Below are 20,051 nucleotides of genomic sequence, written 5' to 3'. Positions count from 1 at the left end.
ATGAAATTAGCAATTTTTGCTTCAGGTAACGGCTCGAATTTTGCGGCTTTGTTACGTGCGAGTCAGACGGGTGCATTAGCTGGTGAAATTGCCTTGCTCGTCTGTGATCGCGCGGAGGCACTCGTGATTGAACGGGCCAAAAGTCAAGGCATTGCAACATTGGTGTTTAATCCACGTGCATTTGAAACAAAGGCGGCGTTTGAAAAGATGATCGCACAACGCTTAGTGGAATTAACGATTGAGTTAGTCGTACTCGCAGGCTACATGCGACTGATTGGCCCAACCTTACTGGCGGCTTACGAAGGCCGAATCATTAATTTGCATCCGTCGTTACTACCACTTTATCCAGGTAAGGCGGCAATTGAGCAAGCGTATAATGCGGGTGACGCCCAAACAGGCATTACGATTCATTACGTCGATGCAGGAATGGACACTGGCAGACCGATTGCCCAATTTAAGGTACCACGCTTAAAAACAGATACATTAGACCAATTGGAAGAACGGATTCATCAAGCAGAATACAAACATTACCCAGCAGTCATTCAAGCACTTATACAATCGAAGGGAACGGTGGCAAAATAATGAAACGAGCATTAATTAGTGTGTCAGATAAAACAGGAATATTAGAGTTGGTTGAGCAATTAATTGCCCTTAATTTTGAAATTGTATCGACTGGAGGTACAAAGGAGTTAATCGCTGAGGCAGGTTTACCTGTAATCGGGATTGAAGAAGTAACAGGCTTTCCTGAAATGTTAGATGGTCGTGTCAAAACCTTACATCCACTCATTCATGGTGGCTTATTAGCCCGTCGAGATGATGAACAACATATGGCAGCAGTTGCTGCACACGATATCACACTGATTGATCTTGTTGTGGTCAATTTATACCCGTTTCAAGCAACGATTTCAAAGCCAGATGTGGCGTTAGCCGATGCGATTGAAAACATTGATATCGGTGGTCCCTCAATGTTACGTTCGGCAGCAAAAAACTATCAAAGTGTCACTGTGATTGCTGATGCGGCTGACTATGATGTCGTCTTAGCTGAATTACGCGAGCATGACGACACGACGTTTGCAACACGTCAACGTTTAGCTGCAAAAGTATTCCGTCACACAGCTGCTTATGATGCATTGATTGCTGGGTATTTAACGACGGTTGTTGGCGAAGAATACCCCGAAAAATTAACGTTAACCTATAATCGTAAACAAGCGTTGCGTTATGGTGAAAACCCGCATCAATCAGCGAGTTTTTATGAGGAACCGATTGCAACACAGGCATCGATTGCAACGGCTGATCAATTACATGGCAAAGAATTGTCCTACAATAATATCCGTGATGCTGATGCGGCCTTACAAATCGTCCAAGAATTTACTACTGAAGCAGCGGTTGTGGCTGTTAAACATATGAATCCTTGTGGTGTCGGTTTAAGTACAACGATTGAAGCGGCCTTCTTGAAAGCATATGAAGCCGATCCAACCTCGATTTTTGGAGGAGTACTCGCATTTAACCGTGAGATTGATTTAGCTACGGCTGAACATTTAAGCAAAATGTTCCTTGAAATATTAATTGCACCAAGTTATAGTGAAGCGGCCTTAGAGCTGTTGACACAAAAGAAAAACCTCCGATTATTACAATTACCAATTGATGGAGCGGCACCTGTGTCACATGTTAAAACAAGTGTAGCGGGCGGTTTACTGATTCAATCGAGTGATGTTGTCATAGAAGATGAGTCTCAGTGGGAAGTTGTCACTGAAGTGGCACCAACAGCTGAACAACTCGCAGCGCTTGCATTTCAGTGGAAGGTTGTTAAACATATTAAATCAAATGCGATTGTCATCGGTGACCATCAACAAACAGTTGGTGTCGGCGCCGGACAAATGAACCGCGTTGGTGCAGCTAAAATTGCTTTTGAACAAGCGGGCGAACGTACGCAAGGCGCGGTATTAGCAAGTGATGCGTTCTTCCCAATGCCTGATACGATTGAAGAAGCAGCAAAGGTAGGTATCCGTGCGATTGTTCAACCGGGTGGTTCAATGAAAGATCAAGCATCGATTGATGAAGCAAACAAACATGGTATCGCGATGGTATTTACGCGTGTGCGTCATTTTAAACATTAATTAATGGCTGTTGCTTAACTGAGGAGGAATTGAAATGAAAGTGTTAGTGATTGGCAGTGGTGGGCGTGAGCATGCCATCAGCAAAAAACTACAAAAAAGTCCCCAAGTGACTCGCGTCTATTGTGTACCAGGCAATGCCGGTATGGCGCAAGATGGTATTAAATGCATCGCTATTGCTGAAACCGATAGTCAAGAACTGATTGCCTTTGCAAAAAAACAGCGGCTTGATTGGGTCTTTGTCGGGCCAGAAGTGCCATTGTTAGCAGGTGTAGTCGATGACTTACAGGCAGCCAACATTCAGGTGTTTGGTCCGCAAAAAAAGGCGGCGATTATTGAAGGAAGCAAGGATTTTGCCAAACAGCTGATGCAATCGTATCACATTCCGACGGCAGCCTCTCAAACATTTACGGTTTATGACGAAGCGAAAACCTACATCGAAATGAAGGGAGCGCCAATTGTGATTAAGGCGGATGGGCTTGCAGCTGGTAAAGGTGTCGTTGTCGCTGAAACAACGACCGAAGCACTCGAAGCCGCCTATGCAATGCTCTGTGATAACCAGTTTGGCGCCTCAGGTGCGGCAATTGTAGTGGAAGACTTCTTGGTTGGTGAAGAATTTTCATTGATGGCCTTTGTTGATGGTGAAAACGTCTATCCGATGGTTATTGCTCAGGATCATAAGCGGGCCTTAGCGGGAGATAAAGGCTTGAACACGGGTGGAATGGGGGCATATGCGCCTGTACATCATATCAGTCAAGCGGTCATTAATGAGGCGGTTGAAACAATCTTAAAACCGACGGCGGTAGCAATGGTAACGGAAGAACGTTCGTTTACAGGGATTCTATATGCCGGACTTATCTTGACAGCATCAGGTCCGAAGGTAATTGAGTTCAATGCCCGCTTTGGTGATCCTGAAACACAGGTGGTACTCGATCGCTTGACCTCGGATTTCGCGACTGTGATTACCGATATATTAGCGCATCGCACACCCACACTTACATGGCAAACTGACGGTGTCACCTTAGGTGTTGTGCTCGCGAGCAAAGGCTACCCACAGGCGTATGAAAACGGCAAATTACTCGCTGGGTTTGAACAACTCAATCATGACACGGCTGTGTTTCATGCGGGTGTGGCTTTAAATGCCACAAACGAACTCGTTACTAATGGTGGTCGTGTCAGTTTGTTAGCAATGCGGGCGAAGACAATGCAAGCAGCCCAAGCAATGCTCTATCAAGAATTGAAAAAAATCGATACGCGTGAACTCGTATACCGTGAAGATATTGGACATCGGGCAGCGACAGCAGAACGACCAACGTCACCAAGATAGTCTTAATCGGTATTCGTAGCCAGAGTTGCTGCAATTAGTGTCACAGAAATAGCAGTTTAATTCGACTTTGTCTACAAGCTGGCAGGTAATCATTTGATTACCTGTTTTTTTGCGTGTAGCAACTTCATCTTAACTTCACATAGGGTTCATTCATGCTTTATATCGATTGTTTATACTAACGTTAACAAAGAAGAGGAGTGATTAAGTGAAGGTTTTAAAGCGAATGCTAAAGAGCACAATTAATTTAAAAAAGAGGACGTTAATTCTAGGGTTGTTATTTTTAGTCGTCTTAACTTTTTTAATATCAGGTTCCGCGGTGCAACAATCATTGAAGGAAGTCTTAAATACGAATCGCGATAAAGTGAATGCGATTGTCTCAATTAATATCAATCTTGATACGATTATGCAAGAGATGATGAGTGCTGATTCGGGAAAATCAAAAAAAAGCGATTGATGCAGAAATGGTCAAAAAAGTAAAAAAATCAAAATATGTGAAAGATTTTTCTGTGCAAGCAAAAGAAAGTGTCTTTACACAGTTTTCAAGTAAGGAAAAAGATCCACGTGCAGGTTATGCTGCAACAGATACACAGGTGTCAATTTTAGATAGTACTAATAAACAAGTGGCTTCATCAAACATTGATTTGTTAGATGGTAAGCTTCCAAGTGACTCGAAAGTCAAAAATCCAGTGATTGTATCACAGGCTTATATCGATGAATACAAGGTTAACATTGGCGACACCTTAGAGTTAGAATTACAAAATATGGATGACAGCCAAACAAAGAAAAAATTCAAAGCAACAATTACAGGTGTGTTTGAATTAACAGCCGATAACCCGGATGTTTTGAAACAGCAAGAAAAAACGTTGATGTATGCAAATGAAAAGCTAGTTAACACATTGAAAAAAGAAAACTTGGCAGGTCAAGCACCTTCACCCTTTACAGGCTATGACAAGATTAAAGTAGAACTTAAGGATCCCGCTGATACGGATAAGTTTATTGCCGAAATGAAAGCTGATGGCGGTGATTATGGTTGGCTTGAGTTCAAGAGCAGTTATGGTGAATTTAAAACGATTAGTGAAATGATTGATAAATTGATTAGCATGTTTACGACATTGAAAATTGTTATTTTTATTGTGGCAGCCTTAATTATCAGTTTGGTGATGCTGTTATCATTACGCGAACGAAAAAGAGAAATTGGCCTATTACTGGCGCTAGGTGAGAAAAAAGTGAATATCTTAGCCCAGATGTTTTTAGAAGTGGCCTTTGTGCTCATCGCAACTTTTATTATTAGTTTTGGGGTGGCTAGTTTTGTAACAACCCCACTGGCGACCAATTTTGTCAATGAAGAAATGTCGACGACCATTAGTGAAAATGACAGTGCCAATACGGGCATGCCAAAAGGGCCGAATTATGTCGAAGACACGAGTACAAAATTAGATGCTGATACAGGAATTGATGAAAAAAATAAGCTGGATATCACAGGTGCCCTCTTTGTATTCTTGATTACGCTTGTAATTACGGCGATATCGACCTTGATACCAACGATGCGTCTACTGAAAAAAAGTCCAACAACAATATTATCGACGAAAGAATAGGAGGAATACTATGTTAGAAATAAAAAAAATCTCACATCATTATCATGAGCAACAGGTGTTGAATCAAATTAGTTTTACGTTCGAAGCGGGTAAAATATACGCGATTGTAGGGGAATCTGGTGTTGGTAAAAGCACGTTTTTATCCGTTATATCAGGATTGGATTTTTTACAAACAGGTGAAATTTGGTATCAAACAAAAAAAGTGACGAACTTCGATTGTTACCGTCGCCAAATCGGCTATGTTTTTCAAGCCTTTAATTTAGTACCGTACTTATCAGCGGTTGAGAATGTTCGATTGGCACTCGACATTCATGCTAAAGTGAAAACAATCGCGCAGATAAAAGAAATTTTGAAATCTGTTGGAATTGTGGGACAAACGTTAGAGAAAAAATGTGCTGATTTATCAGGTGGTCAACAGCAACGGGTAGCGATTGCACGGGCGGTCGCCTTAGATGAAAAATTAATTATTGCTGATGAACCAACGGGAAATCTTGATAAAAATAATGCGAAACATGTGTTGGAAATCTTCGAGCATTTAAAATTAGAAGGTAAATGTATTATTATGGTGACGCACGATCGCCAACTAGCGAATCAAACCGATATCGTTTTAACGTTAAAGGCAGGGGAGTTAGTTGTGTTGAAAGATTAAGCTGATGTATCAAAACAGCCAGGTCGATGATAACATCGCTTGGCTGTTTTTATCGTAGTACGAGGGGAGTTAGTTGTACTGTAAAAGTGAGTCTGTTAGATTGAAATAAAGAGGTGAAACGATGTCTAAAAACATTTTGATTATTGAAGATAATATTACGATATTGAACAGCAGGTCAAACAGTTATATGCCTCATTGGAACAATCTCAGCGAAAAATCGAAACAGAAATGCAGGTCGTTAAGTCATTAGAACAGTCAAATTTAGCACTCTTACAAGGCATTACGCATGAAATGAAAACACCGTTGATGTCGACCAAGCTGTTGTTGAATGAATTGCAATTGGACGATGCCAATCGGACTGTAATTGGGCAGGTCAATCAACAAATGACTAATTTAGAAAAACTTATCAGAGAAATCTTATTTGTGACACAACGAAAATATTTAGCAAGTAATAATATGAAAAGTGCGGTTTCACGAGTATTAGATCGTGTCATTACCAACTATGATGTGTTGTTAGATGATAAGCAGTTGACGGTTGAACGAACGATTGAAACTGAGTTTTATATGAAGCTCGATGAAAAAATGTTAGAGAAAATTTTGTCGAATTTAGTGAGCAATGCCATTCATTATACAGTCGAGCGAACGGCAATTAAAATTTACGTATTAGCTGATCGCATCATCATTGCCAATCAGTTTGAAGATAAAGGGAAGATTAATTGGAATCGAATTGGTGAGCCGTTTATGGCCTTTGGCTCTGAGCGAGGAACGGGCTTAGGTATTTATATAATCAAAACGATTTTAATTAATACACCCTATGTCTTTACGATTGATCATCAAGCCAACAATTACTTCACGGCGGAAATCAGCCTTAAGAGTGCTCCTTGCGACGGTAAATAATCGCTCACCTTTTTCTTCCAAGCTGTTTGCTTCTAACGGGTTGCTTTCACTTTTAATTGTCCAGTTCAATCAACCAGAAGCTTTCACCTTTCAGAAAAAGGCTTGCGACGGTAAATAATCGCTCACCTTTTTCTTCCAAGCTGTTTGCTTCTAACGGGTTGCTTTCACTTTTAATTGTCCAGTTCAATCAACCAGAAGCTTTCACCTTTCAGAAAAAGGCTTGCGACGGTAAATAATCGCTCACCTTTTTCTTCCAAGCTGTTTGCTTCTAACGGGTTGCTTTCACTTTTATAAATAGATTACATCATCATAGCAGTTGTCGTACGTATCATCATGTGTGACTAGCACAACTGTACAGCCACTCGCATTAATCGCTTGGAGCAATCTCATGATGTCGGCAGCATTATCACGGTCGAGGGCGTTAATTGGTTCATCCGCAAATAATAGGCGTGGTTGTCGGAGTAAGCAGCGAGCAATGGCGACCCGTTGTTGCTCGCCACCACTCAAACGGAAAATCGGTTCATCAAGAAGGGTGTCAGCTAAATTAACCTTGCATAACACAGCTAGGCAACGTTGTTTGCACTTTTTAGCGGATAATCGTTCGTATCTTAGCGCGATGATAAGATTTTCCATGACGGTTTCGTTGGGCATTAAGCCGAAGTCTTGGACGATAAAACTGATGTCCTGGCGGTAAAGGCGACTTTTTTTAGACCAGGACAGCATGGTAACATCGGTTTCATCGAACAATAATTGACCACTTGTGAGGGGTTCAATTAAGGCGAGGCAATTGAGTAAGGTGGATTTTCCAGCACCACTTTTACCTTTAATGGCGACAAAGCTGCCAGATGGAATCGTGAAGGAGCACTGTTTGAATAAGATTTTATCATCGAAGCGTTTGGTTGCGTGACGTAAGGTGAGTTTCATTGCCGACTTCCTTTCAGTAAACTATTTTTAATACGGTAGAGGTAGCAATAGAGCAAACCGGACTCCAACAATGCGAGTGTGAAAAACAGCCAACTATAAATGACCTTATGTGTCCCAAATAAGTTGTAACAAAGTAGTACGAGCCATGGAAGGCAAGCGATGAGGAAGAGTGGGGCAAACAAGCGTGTCAGCGAGTAGCCGTGTTGGAGCAGTACCTGGTTTTTTTTTACATGGAGCAATAAATAATGGTGAGTGAAGGCAAAGGTTAGCAGTAAATAAAGCAAGCTTAAGACTCCGAGCAATGTGCCAAGCAGGCGTAAAAGGCTACTGTAATCACTCAATTTGTCTTTGAGATAATGCTGAGCAGGAATGATTTGGGGATACGTTTTTTGAAACCCGTGTTTTCGGATGATTTTTTTGAGTGATGCATGCGTTGTTGAGGGGTTTCCAACAAAAAAACTGTTTGCGTTGCCACTCATACTATCCGCATAGGCCGATAAGTTCGGATCAACATTTTGAACAGTTAACACTTTAATGACGGGATTTTTAAGCGGACGTTGATAGGGAAGAAAGGTGAGTAATGGCTGATTATCGAGAATTTCAATATAGCGGTAATGTAGTGGTTCAGGCTTGCTTTTTAAACCGAAGGCCTGTCCTAATTCAATGTTTTGGAAGCGATGTTCTTCTTCAATCGCTTTTTTGATGTGTGCGCGTTGCGAATAATAGTGCGAGGGTATGAGCGTGATGAGCGTGTCATCGTCATTGTTAAAGTGGAGTGCTTGTCCGTTCGTATCGCGGATATCGTTTAGCGCCAAGTAGTCAGGTGAGACCCAGACCTCATTCGTTGTATAAGGTTCATGACCTGGTGAGTAACGATTTTCCTGTAATTGTTCGTCGGTGTCAGAGGTTGGATAAAAAAGTAAGAGTCCTTCTTTGTAATAATCAGCAAACAGTTGATTGTGACGCACAAGTTGGCTCAAAATTGCTTTTTCGTCGGCCTTTTGTGTTAAGGCGAACCGTAGTGGTAAGTAATAATGATGAGCGACGGCAGTGATGATACGGTCTGTTTTTGCTTGTTCTGTCACGACATAATAAAATTGTTGATAGCCTAGTTGTAAAAGCAGTAGTAATAGAAGGCTGATGAATAGTTTTGCACCAAGAAGCAATTGTACCATTCGTTTGAGGGGAGTATCACCTTTGAGTGAGCGGGCGTTAAAAGGATAAAGACTGAGGGCAATGCTGAGGATGATATAGCTAATAATGAAGGCAAGTAAACCGAGGGAAATCGCAAATAAAGCAACCTTAAAGGCTGGCTGAATTCCATGATAAAAATAATCGAACAGGGCGAATGAAAGCGCCACCAATGGAATGAGTAGGGTATAGGGCAACTGTTTGCGGAGAATATCATGTAACAGAGAAAAGCGCCGGAAACCGAGCATTAATTTGATGCTATTGTGGCGGTAGTTAATGTAGTAATCACAAATTAACAGGAGCATTAAAATGAGGACTGTTAAAACGAGGCTAAGAAAAATAGCGGCTTGAGCCCCAATTATAGGGGGACTTCCTCCCGTTTGAGGTGGGGCGCGATGGTAATGGCAACACCTGTTTCTTGTTGGATATGTGCAACGATTATTTCGATTGCTGGCGAAGTCTTACTTCGTTGAATGCGATAGTTGCCACTTTTAAGGTCGTCGTCTGTCATTTGATTCAAAGGTAAAAGAACCAACTGATTCATTGCTGAAAACAGGTGGTTCCGATTACTATAATGGCTATTTCCAATCGCTTCAAGGTCTAATTCAGCCAGAATTCGTTGCTTATTCTGCGTTAATTGAGCATAGACGACTTGGGTCGTCGCGTTTGAGCGCGCGGCTATTTTATAAAGATTAAACTGATAGGTCTGACTAAGTGTCTTTAATTGTTGTGACCACGAGTGTGTATCGATGACATCAGCGTTATCCGCAAATGTCACGTTATAGGAGCGATTATCTTTGACTGCTTGGTAGTGCTGCGCTTGTTGAACTGTTAAAAAAAAGCGTGTTGAGAAGAACAAGAGCAAAGCAATGGTAGTGAAACTAAGGAGTAACGCTTTTTTCATTAGGGATGCACCCTTTCTTTATTAACGTGTTGACCAATAAGAGTTATTAGAGCTATAACTCCAATACCACGCAGTCTGAGCTTTTGCCGTTTTTTTTGCTTTAACCCATGGTGAATAGGAATAAACATCGTTCATCATCGATGTCGTCCGGTGTTCTTTTTTAGAGTGATCGTATTCACTCTTTTGTCTGTATTGAAATATTATTGACATTTGAACCATGTATCGGAATTTCCCACCACCGGCATCTATTTCTATCCGATTGATATCTGTAGGTGTCTGGTCAATATTAATTGAATCAGACAGAGTCTGTGCGTTAACAGGAGGGACGATGGATGTACTGAGGATGAGGAAAAGGAAAAAACACTTCACTGGAAAGTTAATCATGAAAATCATCTCCTTTATAATTGATAGACTTAGTCTAAAACATCGAATAGCTAATTACAAGGTAAATAGACTTTAAAAATTATTAAGGGTGAATAATTAAAGCGCGCTAGGCATGACTTTGATTGTTTTTATCAGTGTATGTTGTTCATCATAAAAGTTGAGTCGTTTGATTTTAGTTAAATCAAACACAGAAGCATTAATTTGCAGATGTTCTTTGTTGGTTAATGAGAAATCATTCGAGACAGATAAATAAACTTCTAACATAGCTGAATCTGTTTGATTGTTGTTACACCAATAACTTGTAAGGCTTTTATAAAAGGGTAAATCAGTGTAAACATCAATTGTAGCTTTTGCGGCATCCATGTGCGCATTAAGTATTTGTTGTGGCTGCGTGATACTTGTAACCTTAGGGTGAGCCACAAAAAAAAAAACAGAGCGAGAGTGAAAATTAAAATATAGCTAGACAGTATTTTAATTTCATGAATTGCAAGAATAAGTTAGCCACCACGTGCCGAATCATGATAGTAAGTTTACTTTTTAATTTGTGAACAGCTGAAGTTTTGTAATTTCTTCTAAAAATAGCTCTTTTGGTGTTTGAAATCCTAAAATCCGACGTGGCAAATTATTCATCCATGTTTGAATCCTTTGGACAAGTTGATCACTTACATCACTGACAGAACGTCCTTTTGGAATGAATCTTCGAATGATTCCATTATGATTTTCATTGGTGCCACGTTCCCAAGAGGAATAAGGATGTGTGAAATAAATAGCCAGTGTATCTTTGAGCAACTCATTGATGCCTGAAAATTCTTTGCCATTATCCGCAGTAATGGTTTTAAAGAGGGCTCCAAAATATGATCCACACTGTTTCTTAAGGTGTAAGAGGGCTTTATTCACAAAAGATGCTTGTTTTCCTTCGACTTTGAGTATGAATTCAAATCGTGTTTTACGCTCAGTCAATGTTAATAAAACAGCGTCTGCTTTATTTTTCAGACCAACAACAGTATCAATTTCCCAATGCCCTAATTCTTCTCGGACATCAACGATGTCTGGACGTTTTTCAATTGATTGTCCTAATATACGCTTGTTCTTACGACTTTTTTGTTTCTTAATTTGTCGTGATACCTTTTTATTCAAGTCAATGTTTTTGACGCCTAAGAAACCAGCATCAATCAGATGATAAAGTGTTTTTACTGAAAGCATTTCATCGTCTGAAAAAAGCTGATGGCGTTTGGCATAGCCAACGATTGCATCAGGTGACCATTTATCAATTGCTATTTTTCGAGTGACATATTCAATGAAGGCAACGCAGGAAATCCATTTGTATTTACGGCCACAATTTTTGCGCTTGAGTTCATAACAAGCTTGTCCCTTTTTGTGCGAGTAAGAACGAACAAGAAAGACGGTGCTTTGTTTTTTGTTTACTTTCAATCGAAATCTTTTCGTGATTATTCCCCTTTTAACTTCGTTGTTAATTGTTTGAGGTGACCGGTTGAGTAAATAAGCAATTGACCGATGTGATTCTTTCTTGCGGAGTAACATTTGTATCATCCTACGTTCGGCAACAGAAAGGTGTGTATGTTTTGTTTTAAATGTGTTATTCTTTATGAGTGTCATAGCAAAATCATCCTTTATTGTTTGGTGTCGTAACCTCAATAATACATGATTTTTCGCTAAGGCACTTTTTTTATAAATTCAGGTGGCTAACTTGATTATACAATTCGCCAGTATTTTAATTTTAAAACTTTTTTTTTACGTTGTTTAGTATCATTGGCAATATGTGTGACCACAGTTTCATCTCCTTTTAAGAGCGCATCTAACGAAATATCCAAGATGTTTGATAAATCAACAATCATTTGAATATCAGGGTAATTGCGGTTTGTTTCTCAATTTGAAATCGTTGATCGACTGACCAGGGCTTTTTCCACGAGTTGCTCTTGTGTGTAATTGAGTGCTTGACAAATCTTCATCTAAAAACCTCCTATATCCAATGTACCGCTGCTGCAAAGAATTAACGAGCCTGTATCTCGCACAAACAGAGAAAGATTGTGCGAGGTACGCACATCCTATTGTAACGGAGTTTTGGGAGAAAATAGTCTGCAAAATAGTAACACGTGTAGTCAGCTAGTCACATTAAACTATGCTAAAATAGATAATATTGAAACAGTTACTGTACGATGGAGGAGGAACGGATGAAAACAACACATAATGTTACAATCGGCATCTTATTAGCCAATTTATTTATCGCCTTTATTGGGATTGGCTTAGTCATTCCTGTAATGCCGACTTTAATGAACGAATTACATATTTCAGGAACAGTCGTCGGATACATGACCGCTGCCTTTGCCTTAACGCAATTAGTCGTATCGCCTTTTTCGGGTAAAGCAGCCGATAAATTCGGTCGAAAAATCATGATTGTGATCGGCTTGTTTATATTCTCGCTCTCTGAACTGCTGTTTGCAGTCGGTACCTCGGTGGAGCTCTTGTTCGTCTCCCGCATTTTTGGTGGCATGAGTGCCGCTTTTATTATGCCAGCGGTAACGGCTTTTATTGTCGATTCAACCACCTTAAAAGGCCGCGCCAAAGCATTAGGGTATATGTCAGCCGCAATCGGTACCGGCTTTATTATCGGCCCTGGTATTGGTGGCTTTTTAGCCGAATACGGCACACGAGCACCCTTTTTTGCGGCAGCAACCATGGCCTTGATCGCAGCCGTCATCTCGTTAGTGTTTTTACGCGAACCCGAACGACAAAATCTTGAAACAGCTGATAGTAAAGCAGCCGCTAAAGGCGGTCTGCGCAAAATAGTGTTGCCGATATTCTTAATGGCCTTTATCGTCATTTTTGTATCTTCCTTTGGGATGGCCTTGTTTGAGTCGTTTTTCAGTTTGTATACCGATCATAAATTTGGTTTCACACCACGTGACATCGCGATTGCGATTACAGGTGGGGCAATTATTGGCGTTGTGTGTCAAATCGTTGTCTTCGATAAACTCGTGCGAGCAATTGGCGAAGTCAATCTTGTACGAATGATGTTGATTTTATCAGGCTTACTCACTTTTGCAGTGACGATTACACATTCATATTGGCTCATTATGGCGGTCGTCTTTTTACTATTTACAGGCTTTGACCTTATCCGTCCGGCAGTCACCAACTACCTCTCGCGTATTGCGGGTAATGACCAAGGCTTTGTTGGGGGGATGAATTCCTTTTTCACCTCGCTTGCAAATGTGTTCGGTCCGGTTTTGGGAGGAATCTTTTTTGATATAAATATTGACTATCCTTTTTATGTCGCGACAATTGTGATTGTATTAGGGACAATCTTAGCGTTCTTTTGGAAAGACCCAACCCGTCATCAGACGGCTGATTAAGACAGAGAAGGCTTGCGTTTTAGTCATGTAATGCGTTAAAATGTTAAAGAGAGATACAGCAGAAAATGGATGAGGGGGAAAGTAACATGCAAATTGAAAAATTACGTGGTGAAGGCCTCGATGAGTTCTTTCGTGGTGTGTTAACAATGAAGAGTATTGAAGAATGTTACGATTTCTTTGATGATGTGTGTACAGTCAACGAAATTCAAGCATTGTCACAACGTTTTCAAGTCGCAAAAATGCTACGAAGTGGTCATACGTATAGCAAGATTGAAGCGGCTACCGGTGCGAGTACAGCAACGATTTCACGCGTGAAACGTTCGCTTAACTGGGGTAATGATTCGTATGAGCTTGTATTGGGACGTTTAGATGAAGAAGATAAAACTAAAGGCTAATACAACCAGCGCATATAACAATAGGTTTAGTCAGTCTAATGATTTCACAGTCACTTGCTTATTTTTAAATCAAAAAGAAGTCTTGTAAGACTTTGTCTACAATCTGAAACTTTAAAAGACCTGTGCTTTTAAAGTTTTTTTGTTTTCTAACGGAATGAAAACGGTGGATTACGCTAGGGCAACGAGTACCTTTTATGCGTGATGTTTGTTATAATTAGGCTAGTGTTTTTAAGAAGAAAAACAACGTGAATACAACACAAAGAAATAGGCAGCGAGATTAGTGTTTGCCTGTTTTTTTATGTATAATAAGAACGAATGTTCTGAAATAGGTGGTGCACAATGGAAATTACTGGAAAACAACTCATAGAAGGATTGAATCCTGAACAACAGAAGGCTGTCGTGACAACAGAAGGGCCCTTACTGATTATGGCAGGTGCCGGCAGTGGGAAGACACGGGTGTTAACACATCGTGTTGCATATTTAATTAAAGAAAAAAATGTTAATCCGTACAATATTTTAGCGATTACCTTTACAAACAAAGCCGCACGTGAAATGAAAGAACGGGTCGGAGCTATTTTAGGGAGCGATGCCGATGCAATTTGGGTATCGACGTTTCACTCGATGTGCGTGCGGATTTTACGTCGTGACGCAGAAAGAATGGGGCTTAGTCGTGCCTTTACGATTCTGGATTCAAGCGATCAATTAACCGTCGTTAAAAAAATTATGAAGGATCGTAACATCGATCCTAAACGGTACCAACCACGGGCAATGCTCGCATCGATTAGTAACGCCAAAAACGAACTAATTAATGCGACTGACTATGCGAAAGAAGCCGCTGGTTTCTTCGAAAAAATGGTTGCAGATGTTTACACAGATTACGAAAAAAAATTACGAAAAAACCAAGCGCTCGATTTTGATGATTTAATCATGATGACCATTGAACTGTTTCAACAAGTGCCAGAGGTGCTTGAATTTTATCAACGTAAGTTCCAATACATTCATGTTGATGAGTACCAAGATACGAATAAGGCACAGTATACGCTCGTTAAATTAATGGCGGCACGGTTCCAAAATATTTGTGTCGTCGGTGACTCAGATCAGAGTATTTACGGTTGGCGTGGCGCTGACATTAGTAACATTTTGGATTTCGAGAAAGATTATCCGAAATCAACGACGATTGTATTAGAGCAAAATTACCGCTCTACAAAACGGATTTTAGCGGCAGCTAATGGTGTCATTACGAACAACAGCAACCGTCGTCCGAAAGAATTATGGACAGGTAATAGCGAAGGAAATAAAATCAGTTACCACCGCGCGTTATCTGAACGTGAAGAAGCGACCTATGTCGTCGGAAAAATCCAAGAACGTTTAGCTGATTATAAATATAAAGATATGGCAATTTTATACCGTACAAATGCACAGTCACGTGTTCTTGAGGAGACGTTACTTAAATCATCGATTCCCTACACAATGGTCGGCGGTCAAAAATTCTACGATCGTAAAGAGATTAAAGATGTACTCTGCTACCTCCGCCTCATTGCCAATAACGCGGATGATATTAGTTTAGCGCGGGTGGTCAATGTGCCTAAACGAGGCGTTGGGCCAGGTTCGCTCGACAAATTAGCGGCGGCAGCCTTAGCTTATGATACAACAATGTTTGCGATGATTAATCAAATCGAACAAGTAGGCTTATCGACGAAGGTCAGCCGTGAGCTACTCGGTTTTTATGACATGATACGTGGCTTCTCACAGATGCAAGATTATTTATCTGTCGCTGAACTGATCGAACAAGTGCTTGATAAGTCAGGTTACCGTGAGATGTTGAAGGCTGAAAAAACAATTGAAGCCGAAACCCGCATTGAAAACATTGATGAGTTTCTCTCAGTGGCACAGCAATTTGAAAAAGACACCGATGATAAATCATTAATCGCCTTTTTAACGGACTTGGCATTAGTGGCGGATGTTGATTCGCTCGAAGATCAAATCAATGCAAAAGATGGGGCAATTACGTTAATGACGCTCCATGCTGTTAAAGGCTTAGAATTCCCGGTTGTTTATTTAGTGGGAATGGAAGAAGGTATCTTCCCACACAGTCGTGCGTTAGCAGACGAAGATGAGATGGAAGAAGAACGTCGAATTGCCTATGTAGGTATTACGAGAGCTGAAAAAGAATTATATTTAACCGCGGCATATTCACGTACGTTGTATGGTCGTTCAACCAGCAATGCAGAATCCCGGTTTATCAATGAAATTCCGGCTGAATTACTCGAACGTGCGAGTGACGCCAAGAACAAGCAAGCGATTCCGTTTGCCACAAAACAACGCTCATACGCCAAAACACCACAGGTTAAAGCGTTGCAAGAAACCGGAGCCAGTGCGGTTAGTTGGACCGTTGGCGACAAAGCAAAACATAAAATTTGGGGAATCGGTACCGTTGTTAGTGTTAAAAATGCCGGTAAATCAATGGAATTGGATATTGCCTTCCCAAGTCCAACAGGTGTAAAACGTCTCTTAGCTGAGTTTTCACCGATTGAAAAAGTATAGGACGGTGTCAAAATGAGTGAACGATTAAATGAATTGAAACAACAAATACAGGCGCTTAGCTATGCCTATTATGTGTTGGATGCACCGACGACAGAAGATAATGTCTACGATGCACTTTATGCTGAATTGGTGGCAATCGAAGCCAAACATCCCGAACTAGTCACAGCTGATTCACCAACCCAACGAGTTGGTGGTATCGTGCTCGATAAGTTTGAAAAAGTACCCCACGATGTTCCGATGCTTAGTATGGGGGATGTTTTTAACGAAGCTGAAATCCGTCAATTTGATCAGCGCGTCCGTAAAGAGCTCGGTGTTGAGCAAGTTTCTTATACCGTTGAACTTAAAATCGATGGACTTGCGTTATCTTTAAAATATGTTGACGGACAACTTGTTCAAGGGGCAACCCGCGGGAATGGAACAATTGGCGAAAACATTACTGCCAATGTACGGACGATTCGTTCTGTGCCATTGAAATTAACAGAACCGTTAACGATTGAAATTCGTGGCGAAGCCTACATGCCGAAACGATCATTTGCGCAGCTTAATGCCCAACGTGAAGTCGACGGATTGGCCTTGTTTGCCAATCCACGGAATGCGGCGGCGGGTTCGCTACGTCAATTAGATACAAAAGTGGCGGCTTCACGTAACTTGGATACTTACTTGTATGCTGTTGCGGATAGTTCCGTGCTTGATGTGACGACACATAGTGAAATGTTAGCCGCGATTGCGGACTTAGGCTGTCACGTCAATCGCGAATATCGAGTGGTTGATTCGATTGAAGCTGTGATGGCTTATATTGCGGAATGGACCGATAAACGCAGCTCGCTTCCTTATGACATCGATGGTATCGTTATTAAAGTGAACGATTTTGCAGCCCAACGACAGCTCGGTGCTACTGTTAAGGTGCCGCGTTGGATGATTGCCTATAAATTTCCAGCCGAAGAACAGTCAACGCAGCTCATTGATATCGAATTGAGTATTGGCCGTACCGGTGTCGTGACACCAACGGCCATCTTACAACCGATACAATTAGCAGGGACGACGGTACAACGGGCCTCGTTACATAACGCCGATTATATCGCCGCCAAAGATATTCGTCTCAAGGATGAGGTCATCGTCAAAAAAGCGGGTGATATTATTCCAGAAGTGGTCCGCGTTTTATTGGACAAGCGTCCTCCAACGAGCGAACCATACGAGATGCCAACCCATTGTCCATCGTGTGACAGTGAACTGGTGCGTTTAAATACAGAGGTGGCACTCCGTTGTATTAACCCGAAATGTGGGGCACAAATTCGTGAAGGTTTGATTCACTTTGCTTCACGGAACGCAATGAACATTGAAGGACTTGGCGATAAGGTCGTTTCGCAATTACATGACAATGGCTTAATTGCCGACATTGCTGATTTATACAAGTTGACAGTGGCAGATGTGTTACCGCTCGAACGAATGGGCGAAAAATCGGCCGCCAAACTGATGGCCGCGATTGAAGCGTCGAAGGCTAATTCACTTGAGCTGTTGCTGTTTGGCTTAGGTATTCGTCACGTTGGTGCCAAAGCGGCTAAATCACTCGCGCAACACTTTAGCACCATCGCTGCTTTGCAAGATGCAACGAGAGATGAGCTGATTGCGATTGCTGATGTTGGTGAAATTATGGCTGATTCGATTCTGGCTTATTTTGCGAATCCACAAGTGCATGAATTAGTGAATGAACTGCGTCAGGTCAATCTTAATTTAAGTTACACAGGCCCGGTCTTGGCAAATAAGTCAGCCAAGGAACTAGTTTTTAATGGTCAAACAGTGGTATTAACTGGTAAACTAGAACAAATGACACGGACTGAAGCAAAAGACTTGATTGAAAGCCTCGGTGGCAAAGTAACCGGAAGCGTGAGTAAAAAAACTGACGTAGTCGTTGCTGGTGCGGATGCAGGCTCGAAACGGGCTAAAGCAGAAAGCCTCGCGATTCCAATCTGGTCAGAAGCTGATTTACTCGTGTACTTAAAAGATGAAGGTGACCAAAAATAATGAAAAAACTAATTGTAGTTGTTGCCGGTTTAACACTTGCATTGGCAGGTTGTTCACCGCAATTATCAAGTGAAAAAACAGTTGATAACGATAGCTCAAGCAACACAAAAAAAGAAGCGCAAATCGTTACGAAAAATAATATATCAAGTGATTATTACCGTACGCTTTTGCCGTATAAAGAAAGTCCAACCCGTGGGTTAATCGTCTCTAATTTAAATACGCGTTATGACATTAATGAGATGGAAGTTGGCTTACAACGCATTGCAACAGGCATGTATAATACGGATGATTTTGTCTTCCAAGAAGGACAATATTTGAAAAAGGAAACCGTTGTGTCATGGTTGAATCGGAAGTATTCCGATAAACAACTGAAAGAGAAGAAGTTAAGTGACAGTGATAACGTTGGTCTGAATCCGGAATTCAACGGTAATGGTACCGATCGTAATCCGATTTACTTAGCGCACATCCTCGAGCAAAACTACTTGGAAAACAAAGGGGACACGGTTAATTTAAGTGGTGTCACTATCGGTTTGGCGATGAATTCGGTCGATTATTACCAAAAAGAAAGCTATGGTGCAACCTATACGACACCGATTACGACTGAAAAAATGAAAGCTGAAGGCGAGAAAATGGCTGCGACGATTATTACACGAATGCGTCAAATGAAAGGTCTCTCAGAAGTGCCAATTACAGTAGCCATCTTTGGACAAAACGCCAAAGATGCGATGGTGTCAGGCAATTATATCGCGTCTGCAACAGCTAAAGCCGGTTCATCTGAACTCGATAAATGGAATAGCACCGATGAAAAGTATGTTTTATTCCCATCTGATGATGCCAAAACCAATTATTTAGATGATTATAACTGGTTTAAGAGCTTCTCTGGTGATATTCAAACGTACTTCTCAAACTACAATGGGGTCATCGGACGTGGGTTCTACCAAGGAAAAGAGATGAAACGTGTAACGATTGATATTCCGGTTAACTTCTTTGGCGAAGCAGAGATTATTGGCTTTACACAGTTTGCTGCGGATATGGTGGCGAAACATGTACCATCGAGTGTTGATGTGGAAGTTAATATTAAAACAACTGACTCACAGGCGAATGCCGCTTTAATTACACGTGATTCAGGGAGCAAAAAGGCTGAAGTTCATATCTTTGACCGTTAAAGATGATAAAGGAAGTGGCACGTTCAACAGCAGTTCTAGTCATTCAAGTCATCTTGCAGCCAAAGTCACTTGAACTAACGTTCAAAGTAAAATCAGTTTAATTCGACTTTGTCTACAATCTGAAACGATGTGCCATAGGCGCATCGTTTTTTTCTCGTTCAAATACGTAAACAATTGACCGAAATCATTTATTTTAAAAGGGTTTTCGTGTAGAATAGAGGAGTATGTATCATAAAGTAGATATTTTAGGAGGGTTATTATGTCTGTTATTTCAAAAGCAGAAGTTGAAAAAGTAGCGAGTTTAGCTCGTCTTGAAATTACTGAAACCGAAGCGGAGCAATATGCAACGCAGTTGGAGCAAATTATTCAAATGGTTGAAAAATTAAATGAGTTAGATACGGATAACATCGAACCGACAACACATGCCGTGCCATTAACAAATGTGTTACGTGAAGATAAGGTCGTTGCAGGCTTACCACGCGACGTTGTTTTAAAAAACGCACCAGATTCACAAGATGGCTATATTAAAGTACCATCAATTATGGACTAGTAGGGAAGGAGCCCGATT

19 protein-coding genes are annotated in these 20,051 nt (G+C 41.0%); 13 read left to right on the top strand and 6 right to left on the bottom strand.

What is annotated here, in order from left to right; all coding sequences use genetic code 11:
• From purN to ACJYYY_RS09305, 7 genes are all read left to right on the top strand, one after another.
• On the top strand, positions 1-582 hold the full coding sequence (purN, locus tag ACJYYY_RS09335; RefSeq protein ID WP_035314033.1) for a phosphoribosylglycinamide formyltransferase: 582 nt from the start codon (positions 1-3) through the stop codon (positions 580-582).
• Positions 582-2,117 (top strand): bifunctional phosphoribosylaminoimidazolecarboxamide formyltransferase/IMP cyclohydrolase, encoded by a 1,536-nt coding sequence (purH, locus tag ACJYYY_RS09330; RefSeq protein ID WP_035314034.1) that lies wholly within the window; start codon positions 582-584, stop codon positions 2,115-2,117. The genes purN and purH overlap by 1 nt, the downstream gene beginning before the upstream one ends.
• 34 nt (positions 2,118-2,151) lie before the next feature.
• Positions 2,152-3,441, top strand: coding sequence for a phosphoribosylamine--glycine ligase (purD, locus tag ACJYYY_RS09325; RefSeq protein WP_408868866.1), 1,290 nt, complete (start codon positions 2,152-2,154; stop codon positions 3,439-3,441).
• Positions 3,442-3,646: 205 nt separating this feature from the next.
• Positions 3,647-3,895 carry a hypothetical protein gene (locus tag ACJYYY_RS09320; RefSeq protein WP_408868865.1) on the top strand — a complete coding sequence of 83 codons (249 nt, stop codon included), beginning with the start codon at positions 3,647-3,649 and terminating at the stop codon, positions 3,893-3,895.
• Positions 3,861-5,036, top strand: a complete 1,176-nt coding sequence (locus tag ACJYYY_RS09315) for an ABC transporter permease (protein ID WP_408868864.1) — start codon at positions 3,861-3,863, stop codon at positions 5,034-5,036. The genes ACJYYY_RS09320 and ACJYYY_RS09315 overlap by 35 nt, the downstream gene beginning before the upstream one ends.
• A 10-nt stretch (positions 5,037-5,046) precedes the next feature.
• Positions 5,047-5,685, top strand: coding sequence for an ABC transporter ATP-binding protein (locus tag ACJYYY_RS09310; protein ID WP_408868863.1), 639 nt, complete (start codon positions 5,047-5,049; stop codon positions 5,683-5,685).
• 195 nt (positions 5,686-5,880) lie between these two features.
• Positions 5,881-6,582, top strand: coding sequence for a sensor histidine kinase KdpD (locus ACJYYY_RS09305; RefSeq protein WP_035314038.1), 702 nt, complete (start codon positions 5,881-5,883; stop codon positions 6,580-6,582).
• Between the two features lie 288 nt (positions 6,583-6,870).
• Here ACJYYY_RS09305 and ACJYYY_RS09300 read toward each other — a convergent pair whose 3' ends face one another.
• From ACJYYY_RS09300 to ACJYYY_RS09275, 6 genes are all read right to left on the bottom strand, one after another.
• Positions 6,871-7,506: an ABC transporter ATP-binding protein gene (locus ACJYYY_RS09300; RefSeq protein WP_035314039.1), complete on the bottom strand. Its 636-nt coding sequence runs from the start codon at positions 7,504-7,506 to the stop codon at positions 6,871-6,873.
• On the bottom strand, positions 7,503-9,002 hold the full coding sequence (locus ACJYYY_RS09295) for a hypothetical protein (RefSeq protein ID WP_408868862.1): 1,500 nt from the start codon (positions 9,000-9,002) through the stop codon (positions 7,503-7,505). The genes ACJYYY_RS09300 and ACJYYY_RS09295 overlap by 4 nt, the downstream gene beginning before the upstream one ends.
• Positions 9,003-9,055: 53 nt before the next feature.
• Positions 9,056-9,601 (bottom strand): hypothetical protein, encoded by a 546-nt coding sequence (locus ACJYYY_RS09290; protein ID WP_035314042.1) that lies wholly within the window; start codon positions 9,599-9,601, stop codon positions 9,056-9,058.
• Between the two features lie 21 nt (positions 9,602-9,622).
• A complete protein-coding gene (locus tag ACJYYY_RS09285; RefSeq protein ID WP_035314045.1) occupies positions 9,623-9,985 on the bottom strand; it encodes a hypothetical protein in 363 nt (120 codons plus the stop codon).
• Positions 9,986-10,081: 96 nt separating this feature from the next.
• Positions 10,082-10,405 carry a hypothetical protein gene (locus ACJYYY_RS09280; protein ID WP_156921139.1) on the bottom strand — a complete coding sequence of 108 codons (324 nt, stop codon included), beginning with the start codon at positions 10,403-10,405 and terminating at the stop codon, positions 10,082-10,084.
• Positions 10,406-10,522: 117 nt separating this feature from the next.
• The gene (locus ACJYYY_RS09275; protein WP_408868861.1) at positions 10,523-11,602 is read right to left on the bottom strand and encodes an IS30 family transposase; all 1,080 of its coding nucleotides are present in this window, start codon (positions 11,600-11,602) and stop codon (positions 10,523-10,525) included.
• A gap of 575 nt (positions 11,603-12,177) precedes the next feature.
• Between ACJYYY_RS09275 and ACJYYY_RS09270 the strand changes: the two genes are divergently transcribed.
• The 6 genes from ACJYYY_RS09270 (at position 12,178) to gatC (ending at position 20,033) form a co-directional block, all read left to right on the top strand.
• On the top strand, positions 12,178-13,356 hold the full coding sequence (locus ACJYYY_RS09270) for an MFS transporter (protein ID WP_408868860.1): 1,179 nt from the start codon (positions 12,178-12,180) through the stop codon (positions 13,354-13,356).
• Positions 13,357-13,442: 86 nt separating this feature from the next.
• Positions 13,443-13,751, top strand: coding sequence for a YerC/YecD family TrpR-related protein (locus ACJYYY_RS09265; protein ID WP_035314895.1), 309 nt, complete (start codon positions 13,443-13,445; stop codon positions 13,749-13,751).
• A gap of 339 nt (positions 13,752-14,090) precedes the next feature.
• Positions 14,091-16,295 carry a DNA helicase PcrA gene (gene pcrA, locus ACJYYY_RS09260; RefSeq protein WP_408868859.1) on the top strand — a complete coding sequence of 735 codons (2,205 nt, stop codon included), beginning with the start codon at positions 14,091-14,093 and terminating at the stop codon, positions 16,293-16,295.
• A 12-nt stretch (positions 16,296-16,307) separates the two neighbouring features.
• Positions 16,308-18,317: an NAD-dependent DNA ligase LigA gene (gene ligA / locus ACJYYY_RS09255; RefSeq protein ID WP_051456969.1), complete on the top strand. Its 2,010-nt coding sequence runs from the start codon at positions 16,308-16,310 to the stop codon at positions 18,315-18,317.
• Positions 18,317-19,483, top strand: coding sequence for a CamS family sex pheromone protein (locus ACJYYY_RS09250; protein ID WP_408868858.1), 1,167 nt, complete (start codon positions 18,317-18,319; stop codon positions 19,481-19,483). The genes ligA and ACJYYY_RS09250 overlap by 1 nt, the downstream gene beginning before the upstream one ends.
• Before the next feature lie 259 nt (positions 19,484-19,742).
• Positions 19,743-20,033 (top strand): Asp-tRNA(Asn)/Glu-tRNA(Gln) amidotransferase subunit GatC, encoded by a 291-nt coding sequence (gene gatC / locus ACJYYY_RS09245; RefSeq protein ID WP_035314896.1) that lies wholly within the window; start codon positions 19,743-19,745, stop codon positions 20,031-20,033.
• The last annotated feature ends 18 nt before the right edge of the window (positions 20,034-20,051 follow it).

The sequence above is a fragment of the Brochothrix campestris genome, assembly GCF_046058945.1.
Classification (GTDB): Bacteria; Bacillota; Bacilli; order Lactobacillales; family Listeriaceae; genus Brochothrix; species Brochothrix campestris.
This window is presented reverse-complemented; position numbering and strand designations above follow the sequence as displayed.